Annotated in this window: 20 protein-coding genes; 19 read left to right on the forward strand and 1 reads right to left on the reverse strand. The window is 29.6% G+C overall.

Annotated elements, in window-relative coordinates:
• The first annotated feature begins 199 nt into the window (after nt 1-199).
• The 4 genes from pyrR to KTC92_RS01230 all read left to right on the forward strand — a co-directional run bounded on the left by pyrR (nt 200) and on the right by KTC92_RS01230 (nt 4,293).
• Nucleotides 200-736, forward strand: coding sequence for a bifunctional pyr operon transcriptional regulator/uracil phosphoribosyltransferase PyrR (gene pyrR, locus KTC92_RS01215; protein ID WP_220285930.1), 537 nt, complete (start codon nt 200-202; stop codon nt 734-736).
• A gap of 115 nt (nt 737-851) precedes the next feature.
• A complete protein-coding gene (gene uraA / locus KTC92_RS01220; RefSeq protein ID WP_220285929.1) occupies nt 852-2,135 on the forward strand; it encodes a uracil permease in 1,284 nt (427 codons plus the stop codon).
• A 151-nt stretch (nt 2,136-2,286) separates the two neighbouring features.
• Nucleotides 2,287-3,426, forward strand: coding sequence for a class I SAM-dependent RNA methyltransferase (locus KTC92_RS01225; protein WP_216302488.1), 1,140 nt, complete (start codon nt 2,287-2,289; stop codon nt 3,424-3,426).
• Nucleotides 3,427-3,831: 405 nt separating this feature from the next.
• Complete coding sequence (locus KTC92_RS01230; protein ID WP_216302489.1) at nt 3,832-4,293, forward strand: hypothetical protein; 462 nt, start codon at nt 3,832-3,834, stop codon at nt 4,291-4,293.
• Nucleotides 4,294-4,707: 414 nt separating this feature from the next.
• On the opposite strand, the gene KTC92_RS01235 is transcribed toward KTC92_RS01230, so the two are convergent.
• Nucleotides 4,708-6,447 (reverse strand): NFACT family protein, encoded by a 1,740-nt coding sequence (locus KTC92_RS01235; RefSeq protein WP_220285928.1) that lies wholly within the window; start codon nt 6,445-6,447, stop codon nt 4,708-4,710.
• A 184-nt stretch (nt 6,448-6,631) separates the two neighbouring features.
• Here KTC92_RS01235 and dapF point away from each other — a divergent pair, with 184 nt between their 5' ends.
• The 15 genes from dapF (at nt 6,632) to spoIIIAD (ending at nt 17,130) form a co-directional block, all read left to right on the forward strand.
• Entirely contained in the window at nt 6,632-7,453 is an 822-nt protein-coding gene (gene dapF / locus KTC92_RS01240; protein ID WP_220286024.1) for a diaminopimelate epimerase, read from the forward strand.
• 148 nt (nt 7,454-7,601) lie between these two features.
• Nucleotides 7,602-9,281: a GspE/PulE family protein gene (locus KTC92_RS01245; protein ID WP_216302491.1), complete on the forward strand. Its 1,680-nt coding sequence runs from the start codon at nt 7,602-7,604 to the stop codon at nt 9,279-9,281.
• Nucleotides 9,282-9,335: 54 nt separating this feature from the next.
• The gene (locus KTC92_RS01250; protein WP_216302492.1) at nt 9,336-10,532 is read left to right on the forward strand and encodes a type II secretion system F family protein; all 1,197 of its coding nucleotides are present in this window, start codon (nt 9,336-9,338) and stop codon (nt 10,530-10,532) included.
• The gene (locus KTC92_RS01255) at nt 10,532-10,975 is read left to right on the forward strand and encodes a prepilin-type N-terminal cleavage/methylation domain-containing protein (RefSeq protein WP_216302493.1); all 444 of its coding nucleotides are present in this window, start codon (nt 10,532-10,534) and stop codon (nt 10,973-10,975) included. Before KTC92_RS01250 ends, KTC92_RS01255 begins: the two co-directional genes overlap by 1 nt.
• Nucleotides 10,968-11,402 carry a prepilin-type N-terminal cleavage/methylation domain-containing protein gene (locus KTC92_RS01260; protein ID WP_220285927.1) on the forward strand — a complete coding sequence of 145 codons (435 nt, stop codon included), beginning with the start codon at nt 10,968-10,970 and terminating at the stop codon, nt 11,400-11,402. The genes KTC92_RS01255 and KTC92_RS01260 overlap by 8 nt, the downstream gene beginning before the upstream one ends.
• Nucleotides 11,399-11,842: a type II secretion system protein gene (locus KTC92_RS01265; RefSeq protein WP_216302495.1), complete on the forward strand. Its 444-nt coding sequence runs from the start codon at nt 11,399-11,401 to the stop codon at nt 11,840-11,842. Before KTC92_RS01260 ends, KTC92_RS01265 begins: the two co-directional genes overlap by 4 nt.
• Nucleotides 11,832-12,278 (forward strand): hypothetical protein, encoded by a 447-nt coding sequence (locus KTC92_RS01270; RefSeq protein WP_216302496.1) that lies wholly within the window; start codon nt 11,832-11,834, stop codon nt 12,276-12,278. Before KTC92_RS01265 ends, KTC92_RS01270 begins: the two co-directional genes overlap by 11 nt.
• Nucleotides 12,279-12,305: 27 nt before the next feature.
• Nucleotides 12,306-13,082 (forward strand): hypothetical protein, encoded by a 777-nt coding sequence (locus KTC92_RS01275; protein WP_220285925.1) that lies wholly within the window; start codon nt 12,306-12,308, stop codon nt 13,080-13,082.
• 6 nt (nt 13,083-13,088) lie between these two features.
• Nucleotides 13,089-13,538 (forward strand): hypothetical protein, encoded by a 450-nt coding sequence (locus KTC92_RS01280; protein WP_216302498.1) that lies wholly within the window; start codon nt 13,089-13,091, stop codon nt 13,536-13,538.
• A gap of 2 nt (nt 13,539-13,540) precedes the next feature.
• Entirely contained in the window at nt 13,541-13,963 is a 423-nt protein-coding gene (locus KTC92_RS01285) for a hypothetical protein (RefSeq protein WP_220285924.1), read from the forward strand.
• 275 nt (nt 13,964-14,238) lie between these two features.
• Nucleotides 14,239-14,796, forward strand: a complete 558-nt coding sequence (gene efp, locus KTC92_RS01290) for an elongation factor P (protein WP_165412085.1) — start codon at nt 14,239-14,241, stop codon at nt 14,794-14,796.
• A 290-nt stretch (nt 14,797-15,086) separates the two neighbouring features.
• On the forward strand, nt 15,087-16,004 hold the full coding sequence (gene spoIIIAA, locus KTC92_RS01295) for a stage III sporulation protein AA (protein ID WP_216302556.1): 918 nt from the start codon (nt 15,087-15,089) through the stop codon (nt 16,002-16,004).
• Nucleotide 16,005: 1 nt separating this feature from the next.
• Complete coding sequence (spoIIIAB, locus tag KTC92_RS01300) at nt 16,006-16,524, forward strand: stage III sporulation protein SpoIIIAB (protein ID WP_216302500.1); 519 nt, start codon at nt 16,006-16,008, stop codon at nt 16,522-16,524.
• 15 nt (nt 16,525-16,539) lie between these two features.
• Nucleotides 16,540-16,737, forward strand: a complete 198-nt coding sequence (gene spoIIIAC, locus KTC92_RS01305) for a stage III sporulation protein AC (protein WP_216302501.1) — start codon at nt 16,540-16,542, stop codon at nt 16,735-16,737.
• A gap of 9 nt (nt 16,738-16,746) precedes the next feature.
• A complete protein-coding gene (gene spoIIIAD / locus KTC92_RS01310) occupies nt 16,747-17,130 on the forward strand; it encodes a stage III sporulation protein AD (RefSeq protein WP_165412082.1) in 384 nt (127 codons plus the stop codon).
• Nucleotides 17,131-17,171 lie beyond the last annotated feature (41 nt).

A 17,171-nucleotide genomic window follows, 5' to 3' on the forward strand; every position in this document is an offset into this window, starting at 1 on the left:
ATGGTGGAAATACAATACCACATGTCAGGTGTATTGTGTTATTAATATAATATTTATCCCTTTAAATGTTCCAGAGAGATCATAAGGATAAAGATAGTAATACTATTATTTAAGTATAGTATGCCTTTACCTTTTGGTGAAGGCTTTTTTATATTAAGCTCATTAAAAGAAATAATACTATTAAGTAGGAGGCTAGGTTATGGAATTTAAATCAGTGCTGTTAGATGAAAAAGCCATAAAAAGAACATTGACAAGAGTAGCACATGAAATTATTGAAAAAAACAAAGGAACAGAAAACATTATGCTTGTAGGAATTAAAAGACGAGGAGTACCAATTGCAGAAAGAATTGCCCTTTTAATAGAACAGTTTGAGGAAATTAAAATTCCAGTAAGCAGTGTCGACATTACTTTATATAGAGACGATCTTACATCAATAGACAATCAGCCAGTATTAAATAATGTAGACTTGGAAATAGATGTAATAGGTAAAAAAATCATTTTAGTAGATGATGTTCTGTATACTGGAAGAACTGCAAGAGCTGCTATTGATGCCATAATAGATAAAGGTAGACCTCAAATGATACAATTAGCTGTTTTAGTAGATAGAGGACATAGAGAACTACCTATTAGGGCAGATTATGTAGGAAAAAATATACCTACTTCAGGTAAAGAAATTATTTCTGTTGAACTTTTAGAAATTGATGGGAAAGATTCAGTAAGCATATTTGAACTGTAGCTTCGAAGAAGATAAATAGCTTCGAAGAAGATAAATAGCTTCGAAGAAGATAAATAGCTTCGAAGAAGATAAATAATCGTTTAATATAGTCTAGCGAGACTAAAAGGGGAACTAAATGAAAAATTTTGTAGATGTTGATGAAAAATTACCTTTAATAAAGACTATCCCATTAAGTTGCCAACACTTATTTGCTATGGTGGGTGCGACTATACTTGTACCAATGTTAACAGGTCTTAGCCCATCAATTGCGCTATTTTGCAGTGGTGTGGGAACACTATTGTATATTTTATGTACAAAAGCTAGGCTTCCAGCATATGTAGGATCATCTTTTGCATTTATAGGACCGATGTCAGTTGCAACAAAGTTATATGGACAAAGTTCTATGTTGTCGGGCATTATTGCAGCAGGGTTTGTATATGTAATTGTAGCTTTAATTATTAAACTTGCAGGAACCAAATGGCTAGATAGAGTACTGCCCCCAGTTGTGGTAGGTTCCGTTGTAATTGTAATAGGACTTAGCTTAGCTAGCGTAGCAATAGATTGGTCGGGTCTTAATGCATCATTTACAACCCCAGCACTTGAAGGTGTATCTAGAGGTACATGGGTATTTATATCAATGGCAACACTTGTCATAGCAATAATGGGTACTATGTATTTTAAAGGATTTTTCGGGGTAGTACCAATTTTGATTGCAATGGTAGTAGGATATACACTTTCTGTATTTTTAGGAGTAATTCCGAGTGAAGTTTTAAAGGAAATATGGTCTGCAAAATTTATTACATTACCAAGTTTTGTTATGCCTTCCTTTAACATAAATGCTATTATGCTTATTGCCCCAGTGTCTTTCGTAACACTCGCTGAACATATCGGTCATGTATATGTTACAAGTAATGTTTGCGGAAAAGACTTCGCAAAAGATCCGGGGCTTCATAGATCAATCCTTGGAGACGGTGTTGCTACCATATTTGCTGGGTTTGTAGGTGGTCCTCCTAATACGACTTATGGTGAAAACATAGGAGTTATGGCAATCACAAAGGTTTATAGTGTTTGGGTAATTGGAGGAGCCGCTATCATCGCAATTATATTATCATTCATAGGACCAGTATCTGCGGTAATAGGAAATATTCCACTACCTGTAATTGGGGGAGTTAGTGTAATGTTATTTGGAATAATTGCATCCTCTGGTTTTAGAATTTTTGTAGAAGATAAAGTTGATTTTAGTAAAAAGAGAAATCTGATTATTGCTTCAGTGATAATAGTTTTAGGTATTGGCGGAGGCGGTATTAAGGTTCCATTAGCAGGGGCAGAGGTAGAAATTGCAGGAGTGGCTTTAGCAACTTTAGTGGGTATAATATTGAACTTAGTTTTACCTGAAAATAGTAAGTCAGGAGATAACTAATAAGGTTTTCAAACAAAAGTGCCAGAGTAGTTCAGGCACTTTTATTTCAATGTGCTTAATTTAAAAATTCTAGACAATACTAACAAATAGAGATATTATAATATAAGAGAGATACGAGAAATAACGTAAGAAGAAATGGGAGAGATAATATATGATGTATACTTTAATTGCCACTACTACTTTTGGAATAGAAGCGGTTACAGCAAAGGAACTAAAGGCACTTGGATACGAAGATTTAAAGGTTGAAAATGGAAGGGTAACCTTTGAAGGGGATGAAATGGATATTGCTATATGCAATACTTGGCTAAGAACAGCAGAAAGACTTTTTATAAAGATGGCTGAATTTAAGGCATTGTCTTTTGAAGACTTATTTCAAGGAACACTCGCAGTCGATTGGGGTAATCTAATACCAGAAGACGGCAATATGCATATCGTAGGCAAATCTGTAAAATCACAACTCCACAGTGTGCCAGATTGTCAAGGCATAGTAAAAAAAGCGGTAGTTGAGTCTATGAAGAAAAAATATGATAAAGAGTGGTTTTCAGAAGAAGGACCTGAGTATAAGATAGAGGTTGCAATCTTAAGAGACGTAGTAACTTTATCAGTAGATACTTCGGGTGCGGGATTACATAAGAGAGGATATAGAGAATATGCTGGTGACGCACCACTAAAAGAAACTTTAGCTGCAGCCCTTGTGTTAATAAGTAAATGGGATAGCTCAAGAGTTTTAGCTGACCCGCTTTGTGGTTCGGGAACAATTGCAATAGAAGCAGCTCTTATAGCTAAAAATATTGCCCCAGGGATAAATAGAAAATTTGTAAGTGAAACTTGGCCTAATATAGAGAGTGATATTTGGACGCAAGTTAGGGAAGGTGCAAGAAAAACTGTAAGTCCTAATGAAGTTGAAATACTAGCTTCTGATATTGATGGAAGACTATTAAAGACAGCAATTGACAATGCAGAGAAAGCAGGAGTCAAGGATTTTATAAAATTTCAAAAAATACCAATGCAAAGTTTTGCGTCTAGGCAGAAATATGGAGTTATAATAACAAACCCACCATATGGAGAAAGATTAGGTGAAGCAGAAGAGGTAAAAAGACTGCATGTTGATCTTGGAGAAATGTATTCAAGCTTAAATGAATGGTCTTGCTTTGTTATAACAGCTAACCGTGAGTTTCAGAGGGACTTTGGAAAGAAAGCAGATAAAAATAGGAAATTATATAATGGAAGATTACTATGTTATTATTATCAATATATAAAAGAGATACCTAGGAAAAAAAAGGAAGACTAAGAGTGTAGCCGTATGGAAATTCTCCTACGTGCCTTGAAATAAGACTCAAAACGTGAAATTCAATCAATAAATTCTAATCTTTTGCGAATATAAAATTTTCTGACGTTCGCACTCCATTTATTGTCAGGTTCACGAGAATTTTATATTAGCGAAAGAAGAATTTCTAAATGAAGATAAGACAAGTGATATATACATATATCACTTGTCTTATCTTTTGACTTAAAGTTCGTTGAATGGATCAGAAAAGTAGTTATATAATTTCAAAAAAATGCTGGATTTAACGATGATTTAATGTTGAATACGGAACAAAACACACCATAAAATGTTATTTTATGGTATTAGACTTAAATAAAAAAATATATCAAGTATTAACAACTAAAATTATTTGCGAAGGAGAGAGTTTTTATGAGTATTATTAATATTATTATTCCATTATTTTTTATTGTGATTATTTTAAAACAGTTAAGAGATATGAAAGCATTAATGGTGCCAACAAGAAAAGGGTATGTAGAAATTATTACTGTATTATTTGGTGTGATTATTTTCATTGGTATTATATATTTTTATGCTAATACCTGGGTTCATTATGTAACAGGGGTACTAGCTATTTTTATGTTTGTAAGCATGTGGATTAAAGAAGGAATTAACTCAAAAGGCTTCATATCAATGAATAGATGTAAAGAGAGTATTTCATGGAATGAAATTGAAAAAGTTATGGTAATTAGTTCAAAGGATATAAAGGTTAAGTTAGCAGGTGAGTTTATGGAGCAGACATTTCATTTTAAAAAGAGTGATTACGATAAAGTTATTACTATTCTAAAAGAAAATTTACCTATACAAGCACAGTTACAAACTAATCCTCAATAGGGAGATGAAAAACATGACTGTCCTGTACTGAAAACTCAATTTCTAAATATGGTAATAGCTAAAGCAATCTTTAAATTAGAAGTTCCGGTTTTTATTTTGGAAAGTGAACCTAGGTATATTAAAAGCATTTTGTTGAGTATTTTAGATCGATATAGTAAACTGAGCTCAAAAAAGTTCCTACACTGGACATTATAGGAACCTTTTTAAAAGTAAGTTATTTTATAAAAATTTAGTTTAAATAAAAGGATACTATGATACAAAAATATTCAGGTCAGAAAAGCAGAAAACCCCACGATATATATTCTGTTTTACCAATATAAGGGGTTGGATTTTCAGTACAACTAAAATTAGTAGTTCTTAGAGAAGCGAATGCATTAATCGTATTGCAATACGCGTAATATATACTTTATTTATTTATTCAACTCTTTCTAAAGTACTTTCTATAGGGGTTATATACATAGTTTTATTTGTTGAGTAAATAACCATACCAGGTTTTGAACCAGAAGGTTTCTTTACATTTCTCACCTGGGTATAATCAACAGGTACACTAGAGGAATTTTGGGATTTACTATAAAATGCTGATAAGTTTCCAGCCTCGAGTAGGGTGGTTTCAGGTATATCACCAATGTTTTTAATAATAACATGAGAACCAGGTATATCCTTTGTGTGAAGCCACATATCGTTTTTGTTGGCAAGTTTTAAAGTTAAAAAATCATTTTGAATATTATTTCTACCAACATAAATATCAATGCCTTCACTTGAGATGAAGTGCATAGGTTTGGTCGGCTTTGCCTTTTTATTTTTACCTTTACTGTGTTTTTTTAATGTAATATAGTCAGTTTCTATTAATTCATTTTTAATATCTTCAATTCCATTATAATTTTCTACATTTAGTATGTTGGTGAGTACAGAATGAAGATATTTTAACTCGTTTTCAGTGAGAGTCATTTGAATTAGGCCCATTTCTTCTGCTATCTTAAATTTATTATATTTTTTATAATAGTATTGAACATTCTGCGATGGAGTTTTGTTTTCATCAAGTTTTATTTTAATGTACTCACCATCTTCACTGTAATAATTTAAAAGATTAGCAACTTTGTCACCCTTTTTAAGGGAGTGTATATTTGCAGTTAAGAGTTCACCATGTAATTTATAGGTGCCCTTAGTTTTACAGTCATTTAAGGTCGCGTTTAGTATTTTCACTTTTTTATCACAACGATTAATATTGTTATTAACTATTTTTTGAAGGTTTGAGCTTTTAGAATTTAATCTATCATGTTTATCTTTTCTAAAATAAAAAGTCTCTATTAACATAGATGGTGATTCAAATTCTTCAAAATCACAATCTTTTAATGAAGTAAGTTTTATACAATGGAAATCTTTTAGTTTATCATTCATAGCATAGGCCGCTAAAAAAATATTATCATGCATGTTTTTAAAGATGCTTATAGTGAAATCATAAATGTTTTTAGCGTGATCTAAATCAAAAACAATATTTTCCTCGTAGTACCTATAAACAAGTTCTGATGATAAGTTGGAGCTTATTCCTGTAAAAGCACCAGTGAAAAACTTTTCGGCGAATGGTATGTTTTTATCTATTAGATATTTATAGAATTCATCATACTCAAAATTAAAAGGATTTAGTTTTGTGGAAGCGGGAGGGTATATATATTCTACACCAGTGTATAAAACACGATAACTGTTGACGTCTGAACTAACATGCTTAATGCTATCCATAATTAAATTATCACGGGTACGAACTAGGCTAATATTACTGTGCCTGCCCATTATTTCAACTATTAATGAGTATACACTATCAAATCCTAATTCATCGCTGCTTTTAAAGTCAATAACTAGTAATCTATCTGAATTTAGTTGTCTTACATCTAAAACTGTGGCAGTATTTAAATATTTTCTTAGAACCATGCAAAATTTAGGCGCCTGTATTGGGTTTTGCTTATTAAAGTCTGTAAAATGAATTCTAGGATAATTGGAACTTGAACTTATTAATAACTTATAGACTTTTCTATTTTTTTTGAAACTTAATATAATTTCATCTTTTTCTGGTTGGGTTACTTTATCAACTCTACAATCTATGATTATATCTTTTATTTCCTCAACGAGGCTAGATAAATAAATTCCATCTAATGCCATATATATCATCCTTTCCTTCTGAAATGTAGTTAAATCAGCATAAATTTATATTTATGCTTTGTAAATAATATATTATATAATATACTATTATTAAGATGTATTATTATTAATAGTATACCATTAAAGAAAATTATTGAAAAGTCATGGTATGCGGATAGCAAAGAGGAGGAGTTATATGGAAATTATAAAGTTTACAAAAATGCAAGGAACGGGAAATGATTTTATTGTTATTGAAGATTTTGAGGGTAAATATGACAATTTAGAGCAGTTAGCTAGTAAACTTTGTGATAGGCATTTTGGAATAGGTGCTGATGGTATTTTAATGGTTAGAAAAAGTAATATTGCAGATATACAAATGATAATTATTAATGCTGATGGTTCATATGCGTCTATGTGTGGTAATGGCATAAGATGCTTTGCCAAATATATTTGGGAAAAAAAATATGTGCAAGGCGAGAATATAAAAATTGAAACTGGTGATGGTGTAAAGCTCGCAAGTATACGCATTAAAGATGGAGTTGCTGAAAGTGTAATTATAAATATGGGAAAATATAATTTTAACACTAAAAGTATTCCAGCTTTAGAAGAGGGAGAAATAGTTAATAAAAAGTTAGAGATTAACAATAAGGAGTACTATATTACGTCATTGCTTATGGGTGTACCACATACTATTGTTTTTGGGAAACATGAAGATTATAAGGTAGAGGAAGGGAAATTAATTGAGAATTACGGTTTATTTCCTGAAAAAACAAATGTAAACTTTTGTGAAATAGTAGCTAAAAACATGATAAAGGTTAAAACTTGGGAAAGAGGTGCAGGGCCAACTCTCGCCTGTGGCACGGGTAGTTGTGCATCAGTGGTAGCAGCCAATAGATTAGGGTATATAGAGAAAAAAGTATCGGTACAGGTTCCAGGTGGATTACTTAATATAGAGATTGTTAAAGAAGAGGTTCTAATGGAAGGGCCTGCAGAAATTACATTCGACGGAAAATTTTTTCTAAATTAATTTGCATACAACTGTCTATTTACTAATAGCGCAGTTGTTTTTTTATTGTATTTGTTTTTTAAAAAGTGAATATAATTTCCAAAAGTGACAATGATTACAAACATGATGCGCTTTATAAATTTTACACATTAAGGAAAGGTAAAATAACATGAAAAAAAATTTACTAAAGTTATTATTAGACAAAAACCTAATTACCACAGAGAGTTATAAAGAGGTAAAGGAGATTTCACTTAAGAAAAATTGTAGTGAAGAACAAATAATACTGTATGACATAAAGATAGATTTAAATGCTCTTATTTCAATAGTAGAGAATGATTTTAGCATACCATATGTTGATATAGAATCTATTTGTACAAGGAATAAAGCATTTAATCTAGTTTCAAAAGAAATAGCAAAAAGATATTGTTTAATACCTTTTTATGATAAGAACAATGAAGTATATGTGGCTTTTTCAAATCCCTTCGAAATAAAAGTTCTTGATGAACTAAAATTTATAACGAATAAAAAGATTAAAATATTCTTTGCCCGAGCTAGCCAAATCTCGGATGCTATCGAAAATTGTTATGGAAAACAAATTGTCGATGTTGCAGTTGAAGAAATGAAACAAGAATATATGCTAGAAGCCAAGCAAAAAAATGAAGATGGTAATTCAACATTTTCTATTGAAAACGCACCTGTTATAAGGATAACAAAATCCTTACTAAAACAGGCTGTAAATGAAGAAGCTAGTGATATTCATCTGGAGCCTTTTAAGAATTTCACTATAATTCGCATGAGAGTAGATGGCATACTAAATGAAATAAACCAAATTCCTAGTAATGTATATAAATCCTTATGCACAAGGGTAAAAATAATGGCAAATATGGATATAGCCACTAAGTTAATCCCGTTAGATGGCAAGATAACTGAAAATATAGATGGAGTAGACTACGATTTCAGAGTGTCCTCGTTGCCAACAATGTATGGAGAAAAACTAGTTATAAGGGTTTTATACAAAGCGGAAAGATTCATTGATTTGGACTCATTAGGATTTAGCCCCGATAAAGTTATGATCTTAAGGGATACATTAAAACTTTCTCATGGAATGATAGTGGTAGCGGGACCTACAGGAAGCGGGAAATCAACAACATTATATGCGCTACTAAATGAAATCAATAGTAAAAGCAAAAATATTATTACTATAGAGGATCCTATAGAATATAATATGCCTAGAATTAATCAAGTAAATGTAAATAATAAAGCGGGTCTTACTTTCTCAAATGGGCTCAGAAGTGTATTAAGGCAAGATCCAGATGTAATAATGATTGGAGAAATACGAGATGAAGAAACAGCACAAATAGCTGTGAGGGCATCAATAACGGGACATTTAGTTTTATCAACGCTACACACGAATAATGCAAATACTTCAATATCTAGGCTGATAGATATGGGTATTCCATCATATTTGGTTGCAGATTCATTAGTCGTGGTAGTAGCTCAGAGATTAGTAAGAAAATTATGCCCTTATTGTAAAATTGAATATGAGATTACTTATGAGCAATCTAAGCGTTTAGGATTTAAGGGCGGAGAAAAAACATATAGTGCTTTAGGATGTAATAAGTGCAATGAGACTGGATATAAAGGGAGAACTGTGATATATGAATTATTAAAATTAGATAGTAATCATAAATCTATTATAGCAAAAAGTGGAATAAGTGATGAGCTTTGGAAATATTGCAATGAAAAAAAGTCAAGTTCGTTTATGGAGAGTTGTAAAGAGCTAGTGATTAATGGTGTAACCTCAATAGAAGAATTTGTAAATGCTACTTATAGCTACAATTTAAAATAATGTAGCTGAAAATAATAACAAGTCAAGTATGACAAGTGATAGGTGAAATATAATATGAGATATAAATACACAGCTAAAACATCAAATGGAACTTTAATAAAGGGCAGTACAGAAAGCGACAGTACTTACGAACTAGCATTAAGCTTACGTGAAAAAGAAATATTTTTAATAAAAAGTAAGCGGATAAAAAAAATAACTAGTATTTCAAGTAAACCTAATTTAAAAATGATATCTATATTTTGCAAGCAATTCTCAATATGTATTAAATCGGGTATACCAATATGTGATATTCTTAATTTGCTTTACGAGCAAATGATTCATAAATCCATAAAAAAGAGTCTTATTAGCATTAGAGAAAATGTACAAAAAGGTAATTCACTATTTGTAAGTATGAAGAAGACTGTAAATGTATACCCTGAGTTTATGTTAAATATGATTTATTTGGGTGAAGAGAGTGGAAAACTGGATATAATTCTAGGGGAATTGTCTAAGTATTATGAAAAAGAGTATAAGCTCTTAAAAAAGTTTACTAATTCTATGATTTATCCCTGCACAGTATTTCTAACATTAATGGTTGTATCATTGTTTTTGATTATAAAGATAATCCCAGTATTTATATCAAACTTAAATTCTCTTGATGCAGATATTCCACTAATAACTAGGCTTGTTTTAGAATTCAGTAATTTTGTGCGTAGCAATTCATTATGGATTTTAATAACTTTTTTAATTCTTATTTTTGTTTTTATCGAATGTCTTAAAACTGAAAGTGGAAAGGTTATTTTTGACAAATTTAAATTTATGTGTCCTATAGTAGGTCCGGTGCATAAAAGGATTATTTATACAAGGTTTTCTAGAGGGCTTAATATTTTATTAAGCAGTGGAGTGGGGCTACTTAAAGCGTTTGAAATAATTGATGATGTTATTGGTGATAGATATTTTAAGTTAAAGCTTAAAACAGTTTTTAATGATATAAAAAAAGGAGAAAGTTTATCGAATTCATTAGATGCAATGAACCTATTCCCACAATTTTTTGTGGCTATGATAAAAATAGGCGAAGAAACGGGGAATTTAGATGAAATGTTTTTAACAGCTGCAGATATATTCTATGAAGATGCTCAGGAAAATGTAGAGAAAGCCACAGTACTATTAGAGCCAATTCTAATAATATTTTTAGGAATTATGATTGGCACAATTATATTAGCGGTTATGCTACCTATGCTTAATGCTATGGACTCTGCGGGTAAATTTTAATGATGAAAAAGAGTGGATTTACATTAATTGAGACGATAATAGTTATATCGATTATGAGTATAATTGGTGGATGTAGCGCTATTTCTGTTAGGTATTATAAAACAATAAGAAACAAAATAGATGCGGATTATTATTGTAATGCTGTAGTAGGTTTTATTAATAATTCAAAAATGTATTGCAAAGAAAATTCTTGTAGTGCCGTTATAACTTTTGATATACCAGGAAATCAAATGATGTTACATGCTGATGGTGTGCCGATAAACAATCTAGCATTATCAAATAAGATAGTATTAGATAATGTAAATGTGGACCAAAGTAAAATGGGTATAGATAATGAGGGCTATATTAAGGAGGCGTACACAATAACCTTAAAGGAAAATAATTTAGTGAAACATAAAATTACAGTGAGAGTAGGTACGGAATATATTAAAATTATTGAGTAAAAGGGGATTTACATTAGTGGAGGTATTGTGTAGCCTCGCAGTATTCTCCATCGTTTTCATTTGCATGATGTCCTATGAAATAGCTTCTTTAAATATAAAAAAGGATATTAAAACTATGAATAATAATGTGCTTCTAATGGAAAGTTTAAAAAACAATATTATATACTCTATGACATATGAAGAATTAGAACAGTTAAAAACAGATAAAAAATTTTTTGTAAACAAAGAAAATCTAAGTTTTGATAAGAGTGAAACTGATGTGAGGAATGTGTTTTCAAATCAGCGGCCTGTTTCGAGTCCGTATATGGAATTAACATTTTCAGGTCCAGATAAGAAGGTTTATAAGCTAAATCTTTCATTATACTCTGGAAAGCTAAACAATGTTTCAGAATTACAGTGCAGTTTCTATAAAGGTGACCATAAATGAAGAAAAAGGGATTTACACTTATAGAAATAGTAGTTGTTATGGCATTGGCATTTCTAATGATAGGGGTGGTAGGTAGTTTGCTTATATCTTATGTGAAAAGCTATAAAAGCAGTATATTACAAAACAGGGGGTTTAATTACTTGAATGATGCCATATGTATAATAGAAAAAGGAGTGAATCAGAATGCCAGAGAAGTAGAAACATCTGGAAATATTATTACGATAAATTATTACAAAGGAAGTAGTCCCAAATATATAAAACTGCTTAATGAGAAACTTGTTGTTTCTTCTAACAAAACGAGTAATTTGGGCAATAATACAATTATTGATGATGTGAAAGAATTTGTGGCTATAAAATCCGGGGAAATTCTTTATATTAAAGTGGTTTGGTACAACGGGCAAAGTATTGAGAGGTGTTTAGCGATAGAAAATGCAAACTAAAAAGGGGTTTATATTGATTTATACGATTTTGTTAGGGATTATCTGCTTAACTATCATGATGTATATATTTGATATTCAAATGTCAGAAGTGGAGTATTCTGCAAGTAATAAAAAACATATATTAAAAGAGGATAATTATCAAAGAGACAAAGAATATTTAATGACTTTATTTTTTACTTATATTAATGAAAATAAGGAGAAAATGAAAACAGATGGAACAACTAAGGTTTTTAATGATTCTACAGGCGACATACCAGAGTATAAAATAATAGAGTATGATACAGCTAAGGCGATTTACTCTAAAAAAACAAATGAATTAATTATTAAAACAGTTGACCAATATAGAACAACTAGAAATGATTATTTTAAATTAGAAATTATTGATGAAAAATTTCAGATTATATTTATAGAAACTGAATATATTTATAAAATCTGATTATTTTGTAAATAAAGGAGGTAAAAAATGAAATTTAGAAAAAATATGATTTTAGAAGTTTCAAAGCAAAGAGTATCAGGCATAGAATTTTCTAAAAGATCTATATTAAATAAAGCTGTAAAGATTGCTTGTGAAAATACATATTATAAGGATACGCTAAATATAAAAGATTTCAAAATTGATATAAAAGATAAAAATTTATATGTTCTTGTTGAAGGAGAGACAGTATATATTAAGCTGGTAAAATTGCCTTTAGTTAAAAAATATCTAATTAATGATATGATTAAAAATGAATTAAGATATTATTATAAGGACATAGATCATATTGCATATACCTATAAGTTGATTAAACAAGACAAATTCAATATGGAAATATTAGTTTTTTGCCTAAATGGAAATAGATTAGATATTTTAGAAGACAGCATTAATAATAATATTAATCTGAAAAAAGTAAACTTAATTCAGTTTTGCTTTAAAAACTATTATTCTAACCAAATGAATATGGAAAACTATGTTCTAGTTTTCTATTATAATTCCAATTTGTATTTTTTAATATGTCATAATGATGAAATCGTGGTTAATAATATTATAGGGGTTAAGGACTTACTATTATTTAAATTTTCAAATGTAATGAACAAATTTTTAGAAAAGTACAATGACTATGCAAAACTATGTGAGAAGATATATTATGCAAATATTGAGGAATTGAATATTGATGAATTTAAATATTTAGGATTAAATCATCAAATATTAGGTGAGTTAAATCGAGAAGAATTGCTGAAATATATAGTAATAAGAGGGTAGAAATGTATGGTAAAAAGAACATTCATTCCAAATTGGTACATAGATAAAAAAGATAAAATAAGGAATAAAAAAATAAAAGTATGTATTATAGTAACTTTAATAGCAAACATTTTTTTATTATTTCTTATACTAAATATTTCCAATAAAATAAAAATTATAGAGCAAGAGCAAGTTAAAGAAAATAAAAATAATATTAGTGTGGTAGAAGCTGCTGAGACTGATATAATTACTAGAGAAAAATATAAAGAGCTCAGTGATTTTTTTGGGGAAAACAAGTTTAGTTACAAAAATATTATTATAACTAAAGCTGGTTTGGAAATAGACATTGAAGTTAAGAGTTATGAGGAATATGTTAATGTGATAAGATATATAGAAAATAAGTATTCAATAAAAAATTTAACTCCAAATAATAAAGAGGAAGGGACTTTTAACTTTAAAGTTATATTAGAGGTATAAAAATGTGTAAAACTAGAAAATTCAAGGGAACATTAGCTATATTATTAATGTTAATGGCAATGTTATCTTTTAAACTTATGTTTGTGAAGGATAAATTTATTGCATATAAAAAACAGGTCGTATTTAATGTTACAAAAAAAGCAAATGTTACAAAGGACGAAAATGATAATAATGAAGAGAAATATGGATACAGTGATATTTTGGAATGTCTAATAGAAAACAAAGATTTTGAGATGAAATCTATTAATATGATGGAAAATGAGAAATGTAATGTTGAAGTGAATTACAACGGAGATATAAAATTATTGAGAAGTTCTTTATCTGCTTTAAATGAAAGTGAAAATTTTTTAGGGGTTAAGAGTATTAGTATTAATAAAGATACTAATACTACAAATATAAGTATCGACTTTAAAAAGAATAAGTAAGTTATAAACATATCTAATTTTTTTATAAAAAGAATTGGATATGTTTGTTTTTATGAAGCTATATGGACTTAAAATGGTGTTTTTATAAAAAAGATGCAACATTTTCAAATAATATATAATTATATTTGCAAATGTCATTAAGTTTTGATAAAATAACATTGTTCCACTGTAATGTTTTTATCTAGAGTGGTTATAGAAATTGGTATTAATTTATCGAGTAAGGTTATAATATAAATGGTTAATTGAATTACTAATGAATTTTGGAGGGATACACAATGATATCAGCGGGAGACATAAGAAAAGGAACTACATTTGATGAAGGTGGACAAGTTTACACCGTAATAGATTTTTTACATGTAAAACCAGGTAAGGGAGCTGCATTTGTTAGAACTAAATTAAGAAACGTTATTAATCAAGGGGTTACAGAAAAAACATTTAACCCAACTACAAAATTACAAGAAGCAGTTATAGAAAGAAAAGAAATGCAATATTTATATGCATCAGAAGGATTATACTACTTTATGGATCAAGAAACATTTGAACAAATACCACTTAATTATGAAAAAGTAGAAGATGCCATAAAATACTTAAAAGAAAATATGTTTGCTATAATAAAATTTTATAAAGATGATGCTTTTTCAGTAGAAGCTCCAAACTTTGTAGAACTAGTTATAACTAGTACTGAACCTGGGGTTAGAGGTAACACATCTTCAAGTGTAACAAAACCCGCTACTGTGGAAACAGGAGCAATAATTCAAGTTCCAATGTTCGTTAATGAAGGTGAAACTATTAGAATAGACACTAGAAATGGCGACTACATGCTAAGAGTTTAAATTATATATTTAAAAAGAACCAATTTGGTTCTTTTTTTTTGTTCTTTTTTTGAGAGGGAAGACATATATTTTTTTCAGATGATTAAATTAATTTAAATCACATTAAATCATCTCCTGGGTGATGCACAGCTTCGCAAAAGATGAATTGATGAACCTCAGAAGGTGATTTATACTCAAACTTATAGAAGTGGGAGACTTTCCTTCTGGAATGTCATTAAAAAAATTCGATTATATGGAATATTTTACGAGGTGGTAAAATACAAATTATATATGAGAGGGTGAGAAAAATGTTGGCTACAAAAGATTTATTTGAAATATTACCTAAGACTATTAGAAGTAAATTGGAACAGATTGATAATTTGCAGCAACTTGAAGAAATTAGAATAAAAGTAAACAAGCCTCTGTTTATTCACATTGGCAGTAAAGAAGAAATCTGGAATTATATCGCAACTCCAGAAGATATAAAATACATAATGCAGAGGATAAGCAATTACTCAATATATGCTTTTGAAGATGAGATTAGACAAGGATATATAACTATAAAAGGTGGACATAGAGTTGGACTATGTGGGATTTGTGTTATTGAAAACAATAGCATTAAAACTATTAAAGACATTTCATCTATAAACATAAGAGCATGTAAAGAAATTATCGGTTGTGCTGATAAAGTGATGCCTTATATTACTTATAATAATTCAGTGCACAATACAATTATTATATCTCCTCCTAAATGTGGTAAAACAACCCTACTTAGAGATATTTCGAGGCAAATATCAAAGGGGGATAAAAACAAAAACTTTAACGGTAAAAATGTTTCTATAATTGATGAACGATCAGAAATAGCTGGTTCGTTTAAAGGAATACCGCAAATGGACGTGGGAGTGCGTTCGGATGTGTTAGATAATTGTCCAAAGAGCCAAGGAATTATGATGGCAATTAGAAGCATGTCACCTGATGTTATAGTTTGTGATGAAATTGGCACCCAAAATGATATGGAGAGCATTTTAATGGCATTAAATTCTGGAATTAGTTTAATTACAACTATTCATGGTTTTGGAATTGAGGATTTGTATAAAAGATTAGTGTTTAAAGAGATTGTGGAAAATTACGTATTTTCAAGAGCTATAGTTCTTAGTAATAAAAAAGGAATTGGAACAATAGAGTGTATTTATGATTTTACTAAAGGTAAAGATATATGGAGGTCATAATATGATTAAAATAATTGGATGTGCTGTAATATTATGTGCTTCAACTATGGCAGGATTTATATACAGTGAAAGATTAAAGTATAGAGTTTTTCAGTTAAATGAAGTTCAAAGGGCAGTTTATCAACTTCAAAATGAAATAACTTATGTACATGCTCTTTTGCCGGATGCTTTTAAAAATATAGCACATAAAAGTAAAGAGCCTATAAGGGAACTTTTTAATAAAACCAGTGAATTACTATCTGACAATGAATATGAGAATGTATATGAGGCCACGAATAGTGCAGTAAACTTAATGAAAAACAGATTATATTTAAACTCTGATGACATAAATGTTATTTTAGATTTAACAAAAACCTTAGGGGAATCTGATATTGAAGGGCAAAATAATATTTTTTCTTTGACTATAGCAAATTTAAAAAAACAAATTAAAATATCAGAAGAGTTTATGAACAAAAATATAAAAATGTACAGATATTTAGGATTTTCTTTTGGAGCGATGCTGGTAATAGTACTAATATAGGGAGGAGGTTTTTAAGTGTTAGATGTTAGTTTGCTGTTCAAAATAGGGGCAACAGGTATTCTGATCATTATTATTGATAAGGTTTTAAAAAGTGGCGGCAAGGAGGACATTGCTGTAGTTGCAAATTTAGCAGGAGTAATACTACTTCTTATAATGGTGATAAATTTAGTAAACAAGCTATTTGATTCTGTAAAAACTTTGTTTCAGTTTTAGGAGGATATAATGGAAATAATTAAAATTGTTGCATTTGCTTTCACAGCATTATTTATCGTACTTATATTTAAAGGTAGAAGGGATGATTTAGCTATTCAAGTTAGCATTGCAGCCGGAATATTAATTTTTTTATTTATGATAAACAAACTTACAATAATAATGGGTTTTTTGCAAACATTAGCAAATAAGGCCAATATTGATGTTGTGTATTTAAACACAGTTTTTAAAATACTTGGCATTGCCTATTTAGCTTCCTTTTGTAGTGAAATTTGCAGGGATGCTGGTGAGAATAGCATTGCAACTAAAGTGGAATTTTCTGGAAAAATACTAATTTTAGTTTTGGCAATTCCTATTTTGATGGCAGTAATGCAATCTATTTTGAAAATAATGTAGAGGTATAGTATGAAAAAAATATTACTAATTTTAATACAGAG

The sequence above is a fragment of the Clostridium sp. CM027 genome (assembly GCF_024730565.1).
In the GTDB taxonomy this organism is placed as follows: domain Bacteria; phylum Bacillota; class Clostridia; order Clostridiales; family Clostridiaceae; genus Clostridium_AD; species Clostridium_AD estertheticum_B.